We start from the raw sequence: 12,496 nt of genomic DNA on the forward strand, positions 1-12,496 counted from the left end.
GCAAACGCCTGTGGGGTCTCGGCCAGCCAGTAATTCGGCAGGAGTGTCGCAAATTTCTTCCATCCATTAAAGATTACAGAAAAAAACATGAAGAATAACCTAATCTGAAATTTTTTCGGAATGAGTCCATCCTACATTTTTTTCTTAAATTACATTCCAGTTGATTTCAAAAATCCGCTTCCTTTCTGAATCTGCTTTTTGCCGTCAAACTGATATGAAAATATCATCAAAATAAAGACAGATTCAAAATAATATAAAAGGTACCTAGGGAAAAAGGATTATTTTTTTTCTGGTCGAATATATAATGAGCATGCTTTTAATATAAGGGGGAGATTGTAATGATGGATACTCCATTGATCATGACTCAAATCATTGAGAGAGCTGAAAAATATTTTCCGAAGAAAGAGGTAGTTTCGCGTACGGATGGTGGCATTCACACATTTACATATGCTGAGATTGTTGAGCGTACAAGAAGGCTGACCAGTAATCTTGAAAAATTCGGTATTCAAACAGGTGACCGTATTGGAACGCTTGCCTGGAATCATCATCGGCATTTAGAAGCTTATTTTGCGATTCCTTGTCATGGTGCTGTCTTACATACAATCAATATGCGTTTGTCCCCTCAACATGTTTCTTATATCGTCAATAGTGCGGAGGATCGATTATTATTGATAGATCCGGATGTCATCCCCCTTTTGGAAGCAATTAAAGATGAGTTAACGACAGTGGAAGGGTATATCATTATGACGGATAAAGATGAGCTGCCTGAAACGACCCTTTCACCTATTTATCATTATGAAAAATTATTAGCCGAAGGAAATCCGAAACAGCCATTCATCCAAACCTTGGATGAAAATGCACCTGCCGGCATATGTTATACGTCCGCCACGACCGGGAACCCCAAAGGTGTGGTTTATTCGCATCGCGGAATTTTACTGCATGCGATTGCACTGGGGCTTGCCGATTCTACAGCAATAAGTGAGCGTGATGTGGCCCTTCCTGTCGTGCCGATGTTTCACGTGAATGCCTGGGGCATGCCTTTTGCCAGTGTTTGGTTTGGAACGAAGATGGTTTTGCCAGGGCCCTATTTCACCCCAAAGATTTTGGCGGAGCTTATAGAGAAGGAGAAGGTTACTATCGCAGCAGGGGTTCCGACGATATGGCTGGGCTTATTGAAGGAGCTGGAAGAAGGCAGCCATGATACGAGCAGTATTCGTGCCGTTTTATGCGGAGGGTCGGCTGCTCCGAAAAGCATGATTAAAACCTTTGAACAAAAGTATGGGATACCATTCCTGCATGCATATGGAATGACGGAAACAAGCCCGCTCGTATTTATATCGAAACCCAAAAGCTATCAGGAAGACCTCCCTGAAGAAGAACTTTATGAGTTGAAGGCCAAGCAGGGCCTTGTTTCGCCAATGATAGAAATTAAAGTGATCGGTAAGGATGGCGAAGTGAAGCCTGATGGAAAAGAAATGGGAGAATTGCTGATCAGGGGTCCTTGGATTGCCAATGAGTATTTTAAGGATGAGCGGTCAGGGGATACGTTTAAAGATGGCTGGCTTTATACAGGAGATGTAGTCACGCTTGATGAAGAAGGATTCGTGAAAATCGTTGACCGGACTAAAGATTTGATTAAAAGCGGCGGTGAATGGATATCTTCCGTTGATATAGAGAATGCCTTAATGGCCCATGAAGGAATCTTTGAGGCGGCGGTAATTGCAGTGCCTCACGAAAAGTGGCAGGAACGGCCGATCGCCTGTGTTGTCTTGAAGGAGGCATACAAGGGACAAGTGTCCCAGGAAGACATCATCGAGTTTTTAAAACCGCAGTTTGCAAAATGGTGGCTGCCGGATGAAGTGGTCTTTTTGGATGAAATCCCAAAAACCGGCGTTGGGAAGTTTTTGAAAAGGGCATTGCGTGATCAGCTTCAGGATAAATATATCAATAAATAATGGAATATTTGTTTAATTATAACTTTTCACCCTATTCTAATAATGGTTGGTGAATATATAATAGATTCATAGAACGAAAGAGGAGGAAATAAATTGAGTATTGAATCGACATCACCTGCAGGCACGGTTTTAGTCACATATTCGGACAGGACGGCCACTGTTGCAATGAACCGTCCAGAGGCAATGAATTCTCTAAATCCGAAAATGCTGCATGATTTCATTAATGCCCTGAAGGAAGTGAGCGAGAATGATGAAGTGGACGTCGTCATTTTAAAAGGGAATGGGAAAGCGTTTTCCGCTGGTGGTGACATTAAGATGATGCTCTCGCCTGGAAAAGAAAACGCTTTCGATGAGCTGATGGATGGAATCAGTGAATTGGTGACCACCCTATACTTCATGCCTAAATTGACCATCAGTGCCATTCATGGTGCAGCTGCAGGGCTAGGGTTGAGTATAGCTCTTGCAACGGATCATCTTATTGCCGATTCGGAAAGTAAGGTTGCGATGAATTTCATCGGGATTGGATTAATCCCTGATGGCGGCGGACACTTCTTCCTTGAACGCCGTCTTGGTGAAGTGGGTGCGAAAGAATTGATCTGGGAAGGTAAAGTGCTTACAGCGCTTGAAGCCAAAGAAAAGGGCCTCATTCATGAAGTGGCAGACGGAACCTTGGAACATGCGGTAAAGAAAAAAGTGCAATCTTGGCTGCAAAGTCCGGTGCAGGCCATGATTAAAACGAAAAAGATCCTTAGTGAAAAAAATCGCCCGCTATTAATTAAGATGCTTGAGATTGAAAAAGCTGCTCAGATGAAAATGCGCCAAACAGCGGATCACCAAGAGGGAATAAAAGCGTTCGTGGAAAAAAGGAAACCGAACTTCATTGGAAAATGAATAAGAAAGGCCGTCACTTTCCAGTGACGGCCTTTTTTTATATAAGGAAAGTATGGAAAAGTTGATCATATTTTTAGTGATTGCGCTTCCATTTTCAATCAGCGATGAAAAAGCAATAAAGCGCCTGAAGGCGATGTACAGCGATGTGTTTGATCTTGATAGTTTTTTTCCTTCAATAGATTTTGTCCCACTTCTTTTGCTTGTTCATCATTCTCGGCTGTAAATGATTCATCCAATAGTTTTTCCCCTGACGGTTCAAAAACGGTTAATTTGTATATTTTACTCATTTTCAAAAACTCCCTTATCAAAAATGTTATCAACTGTTATAAAAATTTTATCATTATCTGTCAATTTTGACTATTGTTATGTGAGTGAATCTATTAAGACAAGGAATATTGATACATAGCTGAATATCTTGAAAAAGTAACTATATCGAACTAACTTCTCGTTTTTTTCCTTTAAGCTTGGAAAGAATGAAAACAAAACCTATTTATACTAGAGGAATTCTCTCTTTAAAATGAAAAATCATAAATGATATAATAAACTTGAGTGAAAGTGCATGTTGGAAGTGTATGGATCGAAGGGGGTTTTTTTGAATGACGGTAAAAATCGTTAATAATATCACTGAATTGATAGGAGATACACCTGTTGTTAGGATTAATCATTTAACAGCGGAGGATGACGCTGAGGTATTCGTGAAACTTGAGTATTTCAATCCGAGCCGCAGTGTAAAAGATCGGGCTGCCTTCAATTTAATTAGGCAGGCAGAATTGGATGGTATCATTCAAGCCGGGGCTACGATCATAGAACCAACATCAGGGAATACAGGTATTGGGCTTGCCATGAATGCCGCGGCTAAGGGATATCGGGCGATTATGGTCATGCCGGATAATATGTCGAAAGAAAGAATCAATATATTAAAGGCATACGGAGCGGAAGTTGTCCTCACCCCTGCATCAGAGCGGATGCCGGGAGCCATTCGTAAAGCCGAGGAGCTCGCAGCAGAGATTCCTAATAGCTTTATTCCGCAGCAATTCGAAAACCAAGCCAATCCTGATATTCACAGAGTGACGACAGCAGTCGAGATTCTGGATCAGATGGATGGAGACCTGGATGTTTTTGTCGCTACTGCCGGAACGGGAGGAACGATAACCGGTACAGGTGAAGCCTTGAAAGAACATCTGCCGGATTTAAGGGTTGTCGTTGTCGAGCCTAAGGGTTCCCCAGTTCTTTCCGGAGGAAAGCCTGGTCCCCACAAGTTAGTGGGTACGAGCCCTGGTTTTATCCCTAGCATCCTAAATACAGAGGTATTTGATGAAATCGTTCAAGCGGCTGATGAAGATGCGATTTCCACCATGAAGGATATGGCTTCGAAGGAAGGGATATTGATTGGGCCTTCAGGAGGTGCCTCTGTCTGGACTGCCCTGCAGGAAGCCCGTCGTCTTGGAAGCGGAAAAAGAGTATTATGCATTGCACCGGATAATGGTGAACGCTATCTAAGTATGGATATCTTTAATTGATGAAAAAGACCGAATGCCGTGAATGAAACAATGTTCGCCATTCGGTCTTTTTCCTGTTGAATTTGCCCATACTGCATGATGACGTATTAAAATAATAATGTATGGGAAAGTATGTTCTGCTCATGTTAAAATTGAATATGAAATATTGAAAGAAATCGAGGTGACACTTTTGAGCGGTGTGAAGTTCATTCATGCGGCAGATCTCCATCTGGATAGTCCCTTTTCAGGGTTGAAGGATATGCCGTCATCTATATTAAAGGAATTAAGGGAAAGTCCGTTTAAAGCTTTTCAAACTATCATTAATGAGGCAATTACCCGTCAGGTTGACTTTATCGTGTTATCGGGGGATCTATTTGATGGGGAAAACCGGAGTCTCCGAACACAGGTCCGCTTTCGGACCGAGATGGAAAAACTCCAGCAACATCAAATCCCTGCCTATATCATTCATGGTAACCATGATCACCTCAGCGGCTCATGGATTACTGTGAGGCTGCCGGATAATGTCCACGTATTTTCAGGGCAAACCGAAATGAAACGATTTGAAAAAATCGATGGGACGACTGTCCACCTTTATGGATTCAGTTATCCGCGCCGTCAAGTAAGGGAGAGAATGATCGAAACCTACATAAAAGCTGAAGGGGCCGATTATCATATAGGTCTGCTTCATGGGAATTTGGAAGGCAATTCCGAACATAGCCCGTACGCCCCTTTTTCATTGAAGGAACTTGCTGCCAAAGATTTCGATTACTGGGCATTAGGCCATATTCATAAACATCAGGTTGTTTCGGAAGATCCGCTTGTAATATATCCAGGAAATATTCAAGGCAGGAACAGAAAGGAGTCAGGCGTCAAAGGGTGCATGCTTATAGAATTCGATGGGGACATGAAGCGCCATTCTTTTATTGAAACCTCTGAGGTGATATGGGAAAGCGAGACAATTGAATTATCTGCAGAAGGTGGATTTGATGCCCTGTTCAAGCAATGCAAGGAAGTAATTGAACGGAAGGGTATCGATGGGAGAAGCTTTCTTTTGGAGTTGAAACTGGATGCAGGTGATGCAGCAGGAGCTTCCGGGGAATATCTTGAAGAATTGACCCGGATTTTGCAGGAAGGGGACCAAGGGGAATCATTTGTCTGGGTGTATAAAATCAAACTCATCCAGTCCATTCCTATGAATAGGTCAAATGAAAGTATATCGCCATTTCTGGCTGAGGTATCCAGGCTTGCTTCTGAATTTGATGATACGGAGGCTGCTCTTGCCCCGCTATACATTCATCAGGGAGCAAGAAGGTTTCTTGATTCAATAGAGCCGGATGAGCAGAGGGAACTGTTGGATGAAGCGGAAAGATGGCTTTTGCACGTTTTTGAAGCGAATAAATGAGTGTAGGGAGGAGCAACGGAATTGATTATTAAAGACCTCCATGTTTATGGTTACGGCAAACTGGAAAATCAGCGTTTTCCGGAATTGGGACAGCTGCAGATTTTCTTTGGGGAAAATGAATCGGGCAAGTCAACCCTCATGTCTTTCATTCATAGTATGCTGTTTGGTTTTCCGACAAAGGTTCAAATCGAACCGCGTTACGAGCCCAAAATGCATGCCAAATATGGGGGAAGGCTCAGCCTCATAACAAAAAAAGACGGGGAAATCGTTATTGAACGTGTGAAGGGAAAAGCTACTGGTGATGTGAAATTGACCTTCGAGGATGGAAGGGTCGGCGGCGAGGAAGAATTGAATGAGATTCTTCATGGCGTTGATAAAAACTATTACCAAGCCATTTTTTCTTTCGACCTTCAAGGTCTGCAGGGATTACATACACTAAGTGAAGGTACGATGAGTAAATATCTGCTTTCAGCCGGGCTGATCGGGAATGATAAACTTCTTGAAGCCGAAACGAAATTGCAAAAAGAGCTCGATTCAAGGTTCAAGCCATCAGGCCAAAAACCTTTACTGAATGTGAAAATGAAAGAACTTAAGGAATTGCAGAAAAAGGTGAAAGCATCTGAAGAAGAACAGCAGTCATATACGGCATTACTTCAGGAAGAAGCAAAACTTAAGGAAGAGCTCTCTAAAGTCACGGTGGATATTCAAGAGATTGAAGAAGATCTTGTTAACGTAAGTGCTTTTTTGCGAATTAAACCCTTGGTTGAAGAACAGGGGGAACTAGAGGCTGAAATAAGTAAAATTCCGGATGTGAATTTTCCTGTTGATGGCTTAAAAAGACTTGAACAGCTACAGGCAGTTGGAATACCCATGAAAGCCCAACTTGCTGCATTGACTGAGAAAATGAACAAACTAGAGGGGAAACTCACGGAAATCAAAATCAATCCATTCATCAAGGAGCATAAAGAGCAAATTGAACATGCAATCGATCAAGGAACATTGTTGGAGAAGCTCGAGCTGGATATTAGAAAAGCGGAACACGAAACGCTGTTGGAAGAAAAGAATATCGAAAAGGTGAAGCAGGAATTATTTTTGGATGTTTCTGATGAGGAAATAAGAAAACTGGATATCAGTACATTCATGAAGGAAAGGGTGAAAAGGGCCGAGAGGGAAAAGCATCAGCTCCAAAATGATAAAAAACAGCTCGATGAGAAATATGAACTGCAAAAGGGAAGTCTGGAAACGACAGAAGCCCGTTTGAAGGAGATTAAGGCCCAGTTACTGCCAGATGAAAAAAGAATCGAGCTGGAGTCCTTATACAACAAGCAGAATAACATCGAATTTGAAGCAGCACAATCCCTTATTCTTGATGAACAAATACTTGAACTTGAAAAGCAATTGGGATTACAGAGGAAGAAGGAAGCAGATAATCACAAACGTTCACATATCATGAATGGCAGTTTAATAGTGCTACTATGTTTAGGTGCAATCGGAAGTTATTTCAGTGAACAGATTTTGTTGGGGGTGATACTTCTAACCGTAGCTGTTCTGTTTGCGGTTTCCAGGTATCTCTTTAAAGGTGATGATATATCGTCCGGGTATATCAGGCAATTGGATGAGATGAAAAGGAAAAGGGCTGCAATTGGGAGTGAAACCAATAAAGGGAGTGAAGGAGAGTCGATGGGGAGGCTGCTTGAATTGGACCAACGTCTCCAAAGGCGCTTTGAAAGTGAAAGTTTCAAATATGAAGAAAGGGAGGAAGCGTTTGAATCGACGATTCAGGAGTATGCCGATTGGGAAGCTAGCAGGGACCGGTTGGATAAAGAATTGAGGAACATCTTAAGCGGTTGGGGTCTGTCTTATCCTGGAATGGAAATCAATCTTGAATCTGTATTTGAACTTCTTGAGAAATGGAAGGAAGCCGTTGATAGGAAGTATGAAACAATCAAGAGGCATGATTTTCTCCAGGCAGAATTTGAGGGTAAATCAAAGGCTTTATTTCATTTTGCAAATAGCCTTGATTTTGAAACATCCACATGGAGGGAAGCGATTGGCCAATTGAAACGGGAGTTGAATAAAGCGGTTGAATTCTCCGTTCAGTTAACGCAATGGATGCAGGAAAGAAGTCGTTTGACGAACGAAATCGAGCAGCTGACGATGGAAAATGGCTATCTTGATGCAGAAATGGAAATGCTTTTTAATTTAGCTAAGGTCAAGGACGAGGAAGAATTCAGGCATGTCGCTGCATTGTCCGAAAAGAAAATCACCTTACAAAAGCAGCTTGATTTGATTGCCATTCAAATTGGGCAATCCAGAATGCTGCCTGAACAAATCCAATCTTATTTAAAACAGGGGATCAATACTTATACATTTGAGAATTTAGAACAGAAACGGAAGGATTCTGTAAAGGTGAAATCCCTTTTGTTAGAGAAGCGGGCGGATGCGAAACATAAGATAAAACAGCTTGAGGTTTCAGGGATTTATGATGATTTACTTCATCGTTTTCATGAAGAAAAAGCTGCTTTTAACGAAGAGGCGAAGGAATGGGCGAAATTGGCAATAGCCAAAAGCTTATTGAATAAAACATTGGACCGATATAAAAGGGAGCGCCTGCCGAAGGTGATCGCTGATGCCGAGCGGCATTTTTCCTTTTTAACGAATGGAAACTATCGGAAAATCATCCTTGATCAGTCGGGAGAAGGGATTTTGGTACAGCGCAGTGATGGTTTGAGTTTCAGGGTTGAAGAGGTCAGCCGCGGGACAGCTGAGCAAATTTATGTTTCCTTAAGGCTCGCACTTGCTGATCATACTTTTGAAAATGATTCATTCCCTCTCATCATTGATGATAGTTTCGTCAATTTTGATGCGGAAAGGACAAAACGGATGCTTGAGTTATTGAAAAAAGTTTCGAAAAAGCGGCAAATCTTATTTTTTACATGCCACCGATATATAATGGAGCACTTTAGTGAAAATCAAGTGATTCGTCTATCCAGCCCCGTATTGCGCCAAAATATGAATGATTTGATCATCCCCGAAATATAATGGGTCTTAAACTATAGATAAAGAGAGTGAAGTCATTGAATAGGAATGAGTTTGTAAGCCGCCATGATTCTTCTTTGGAGTTAATCATCGAAAAGGAGTTTCCTGGTAAACGATGTGTTGGGGGAAAATATTCTGCCATAGGTCATCGCATCACTTTATATGAGAGAGATATTGAAATTCAGTGTGAACGCTCCCTAGGCTCGCTTGCAAGGCTTGAGGAATATACATGGGTGATTCTCACACATGAGATGGGGCACGCATTAGACCCCGATCTTGCTGTGCTTAGTGAGGAGCTGCACCGTACAGGAAAATCAGAAATCCTTTATCAAATAGAGGTCAATGCATGGAATATTGCAGAAGGAATCATTCCTTTTATCGATCACGATTTATTTACCTTCATTAGGGATGAATCCCTGGAACATTGTACAAATCGCCTGCTTGTCGGTTAAAAGGCTCTCCATATGGAGGGCTTTTTTTATTTTCCGCTAAATGGAGTTTGGAAATTCCGATAGTAATTCGCAGAGGGGGAGAATGGACTATCGTTCGGAAGCTACAGGCAGTGATGAATGAAATTTTAATGTGCTGTTTTTTTTAGATTAATGTTTCCAAAGGAAGCTTCATATCTTTAAAGAAGCATTCACTTTAATGAATCATTTAAGAGGAATGGGACATGGAGTTATGGTTTATATTCCTTTTTAAGATTGACAGTGAGAATCATTTTCATTAAAATGGTATTATTAGACTAAAAGGGGAGTATTTTAATGCGACCAGCTATTAACACACAGTCTTTATCGCTCGGTTATGGTGATAAATTAATAATAAATGATATGAATATAGAAATACCCAAAGGGGAGATCACGGTATTCATCGGTGCTAATGGATGTGGAAAATCAACACTTCTAAGGTCTGTAGCCCGATTGTTAAAACCTCAATCCGGCTCGGTCTTGCTCGAGGGCAAAGCGATCTCGACCATGCCATCGAAGGATGTAGCGAGAAAGATGGCGATTCTTCCGCAATCCCCGGTTGCTCCTGAAGGGCTTACCGTCTATCAACTTGTTAAACAAGGTAGATATCCTTATCAAAGTTGGTTGAAACAGTGGAGTTCCGTGGATGAAGAAAAAGTTCAAAAGGCGATTGAAGCAACGAATCTGACCGATTTAAAGGATCAGGCAGTCGATGAATTATCGGGAGGGCAGAAGCAACGGGCATGGATAGCCATGACGCTTGCTCAGGATACGGATGTCATTTTGTTGGATGAACCGACTACATATCTTGATATGACCCATCAAATCGAGATTTTGGACTTATTGTTCGACTTGAATGAGTTTGAGAACCGAACGATCGTTATGGTGCTTCATGATTTGAATTTAGCTTGCCGTTATGCGGATAATCTGGTGGCACTTAAAAATGGGGCGATACATGCTCAAGGCCGGCCGGAGGATATCATCACGCCTGAATTGGTACAGCATGTATTCAGCATGGAATGTCAAATATCCTTTGATCCAATTTTCGGCAGTCCCATGTGCGTCCCGTTTGGTAAAGGGCGCTACGCACAAACTCAGATAAAAGCGCTGGCCAATGCATAACCTCACGCCAGCCATTGAAAAAGAACTTCAGGGATACCGGATATCCTTTCGGGATGTAGCCCAAGTTTCCAAGACCTTCAATCATGCTGATGAGATTATTCAGTATGCACAAGCCCGGACTGGGGCGGAAACGTCAAGGATAGCCATTTCAATGTGGTTCAGACGCTATGCTTTTTTTGTCACGGCACAATTGTACATGTTAAGCAAACATCGGCTTATCTGGGAAGGCACACTTCAGGACTTTGGTGTTTTGGATGATCCGGAAGATGAGCATTGGCTCCCGAATTTTTTGCTGAAAACCAACAGGTGGAGCCATGTCATGGAAAAGGAAAGCCCTTCTGCCCTCCATTCCATATTGAACAGATTTGGTGCTGATGCCATTCGCTTCTTTTCCGGAACTGCTAAAATATCGAAACTAGTTCTCTGGGAAAATATTTGGAGCTATACGGTATGGATGTATAGTGAGTTATTGAAGCAAACTGATATAAAGACACGAGTTGAAAAGGACATTGAAATGCTTCTTGAAGATGAGGTATGGCTGAATATTGAAACGCGTTCCCCCTTTAAACGATTCATTGGGGAAAAAAGTGTTCCGGAGTCAATGAACCCTTATAAACGGGTGACATGCTGTTTATATTACCGAATAGATGGCCAGGAGAAGTGCGCGTATTGTCCGAACAAAAACTGTTGAAATAGATTTGATTGGAGAGCCAGGCTTGGGGTCAAGCCTGGTTTTCTTGTGGAGTGATAAGAGACGGCAAAGCTTTAGCTTTTCCTGTCCAATGTCTATCACTTATTAACGAAAACTAAACGCACTAACGAGATTGGTATGTTATAATGTTGATATTTAATTGAACGGAGGCAGTCGCATGGGAAATGGGATCATACACTACGGAATTGGTGAAGTAGTAGATATATATATGTACATTAAAACGAGTACAAAAGCGGTGGCAAGTAATGGAAAGCCTTTTTTAACATTGATTTTGTGCGATAAAACCGGCGAGATAGAGGCAAAGCTATGGGATGTTTCCGAGGCTGATGAGAGAACATACTGTGCGGAAGCAACAGTGAAAGTTCAAGGGGAAGTCCAGAATTATCGAGGACGCAGCCAATTGAAAATCCGTAATATTAGAATTACTTCAGATACTGACGGGGTCACGAAAGCCGATTTAATTCAAACGGCGCCTTTAAGTCAGGAAGAAATGATGGAAACCATCACTCAATTTATATTTGAAATGAGGAATCCGAATATCCAAAGGGTGACTAGGCATCTCATAAAAAAATATCAGAATGAATTCCTGACGTTCCCTGCTGCCACCAAGAACCATCATGAGTATATGTCGGGACTGGCCTATCACGTTGTATCGATGCTAGGGCTGGCTAAGGCCATTTCAACCCTATATCCTTCCCTCAATAAGGATCTTTTGTATGCCGGGGTCATTCTGCATGACCTTGGAAAGGTGCATGAGCTATCTGGACCTGTTTCGACTGTTTATACAGTGGAAGGGAACTTGTTGGGGCATATCACCATCATGGTGAATGAAGTCGGTAAAGCTGCAGAGGAATTGGGCATTGAAGCGGAAGAAATCATGATTCTCAAGCACTTGATATTAAGCCACCATGGTAAAGCTGAGTGGGGCAGTCCCAAGCCGCCGATGGTTAGGGAAGCGGAAGTGCTGCATTATATTGATAATATGGATGCCAAGATAAATATGATGGACCGCGCCTTGGAAAAAGTGAAGCCGGGTGAATTTACGGAAAGAGTCTTCGCGCTCGATAATCGTTCATTCTATAAACCGACATTTTAATGAAATATGCTTCTTTCTCGATGGAGAAAGAGGCATATTTTTTTTGTTTGTGCATATTCTCTAGTAAATGAATAGTAGATTTTTTGGGAGGGAATGGACATGCCAATTTGGATTTGGTTCGTGTTTATTGGAATAATTGTCAGTGCAGTCATGTCAATTTGGACAGCTAGGCAGGAACGCCTCATAGATGATGCTTGGATTGAAAAGGAAGGCCAGAAATACATTGACCGCATGGAAGAAGAGCGTGAGAGGCGGAAAAAGGATATAAATCAGGGAGCATAGCCCGAATGATGAAAAAAAAGCGACAGGTAAA

Annotated in this window: 11 protein-coding genes; 10 read left to right on the top strand and 1 reads right to left on the bottom strand. The window is 42.0% G+C overall.

What is annotated here, in order from left to right:
• Nucleotides 1-338 precede the first annotated feature (338 nt).
• Both OTG27_RS07400 and OTG27_RS07405 read left to right on the top strand, forming a co-directional pair.
• The gene (locus OTG27_RS07400) at nucleotides 339-1,955 is read left to right on the top strand and encodes a long-chain fatty acid--CoA ligase (RefSeq protein ID WP_268936629.1); all 1,617 of its coding nucleotides are present in this window, start codon (nucleotides 339-341) and stop codon (nucleotides 1,953-1,955) included.
• Between the two features lie 93 nt (nucleotides 1,956-2,048).
• The gene (locus OTG27_RS07405) at nucleotides 2,049-2,846 is read left to right on the top strand and encodes an enoyl-CoA hydratase (protein WP_268936630.1); all 798 of its coding nucleotides are present in this window, start codon (nucleotides 2,049-2,051) and stop codon (nucleotides 2,844-2,846) included.
• Nucleotides 2,847-2,944: 98 nt separating this feature from the next.
• Here OTG27_RS07405 and OTG27_RS07410 read toward each other — a convergent pair whose 3' ends face one another.
• Entirely contained in the window at nucleotides 2,945-3,133 is a 189-nt protein-coding gene (locus OTG27_RS07410) for a YhzD family protein (protein WP_268564318.1), read from the bottom strand.
• A gap of 309 nt (nucleotides 3,134-3,442) precedes the next feature.
• Here OTG27_RS07410 and cysK point away from each other — a divergent pair, with 309 nt between their 5' ends.
• From cysK to OTG27_RS07450, 8 genes are all read left to right on the top strand, one after another.
• Nucleotides 3,443-4,366 (top strand): cysteine synthase A, encoded by a 924-nt coding sequence (gene cysK / locus OTG27_RS07415; RefSeq protein ID WP_034314721.1) that lies wholly within the window; start codon nucleotides 3,443-3,445, stop codon nucleotides 4,364-4,366.
• A gap of 178 nt (nucleotides 4,367-4,544) precedes the next feature.
• The gene (locus tag OTG27_RS07420) at nucleotides 4,545-5,747 is read left to right on the top strand and encodes a metallophosphoesterase family protein (protein ID WP_268936676.1); all 1,203 of its coding nucleotides are present in this window, start codon (nucleotides 4,545-4,547) and stop codon (nucleotides 5,745-5,747) included.
• Between the two features lie 21 nt (nucleotides 5,748-5,768).
• Entirely contained in the window at nucleotides 5,769-8,789 is a 3,021-nt protein-coding gene (locus OTG27_RS07425; RefSeq protein ID WP_268936631.1) for an ATP-binding protein, read from the top strand.
• A gap of 35 nt (nucleotides 8,790-8,824) precedes the next feature.
• Entirely contained in the window at nucleotides 8,825-9,238 is a 414-nt protein-coding gene (locus OTG27_RS07430; protein ID WP_034314717.1) for a hypothetical protein, read from the top strand.
• 312 nt (nucleotides 9,239-9,550) lie between these two features.
• Nucleotides 9,551-10,375: an ABC transporter ATP-binding protein gene (locus OTG27_RS07435; protein ID WP_053534077.1), complete on the top strand. Its 825-nt coding sequence runs from the start codon at nucleotides 9,551-9,553 to the stop codon at nucleotides 10,373-10,375.
• On the top strand, nucleotides 10,368-11,066 hold the full coding sequence (locus tag OTG27_RS07440; RefSeq protein ID WP_268936632.1) for a (2Fe-2S)-binding protein: 699 nt from the start codon (nucleotides 10,368-10,370) through the stop codon (nucleotides 11,064-11,066). Before OTG27_RS07435 ends, OTG27_RS07440 begins: the two co-directional genes overlap by 8 nt.
• A gap of 178 nt (nucleotides 11,067-11,244) precedes the next feature.
• Nucleotides 11,245-12,183: a 3'-5' exoribonuclease YhaM gene (yhaM, locus tag OTG27_RS07445; protein ID WP_268936633.1), complete on the top strand. Its 939-nt coding sequence runs from the start codon at nucleotides 11,245-11,247 to the stop codon at nucleotides 12,181-12,183.
• A 99-nt stretch (nucleotides 12,184-12,282) separates the two neighbouring features.
• Nucleotides 12,283-12,465 carry a sporulation YhaL family protein gene (locus tag OTG27_RS07450; RefSeq protein WP_373567449.1) on the top strand — a complete coding sequence of 61 codons (183 nt, stop codon included), beginning with the start codon at nucleotides 12,283-12,285 and terminating at the stop codon, nucleotides 12,463-12,465.
• The last annotated feature ends 31 nt before the right edge of the window (nucleotides 12,466-12,496 follow it).

Origin of the sequence: Peribacillus sp. AS_2, assembly GCF_026891895.1 — a bacterium.
Classification (GTDB): Bacteria; Bacillota; Bacilli; order Bacillales; family DSM-1321; genus Peribacillus; species Peribacillus frigoritolerans.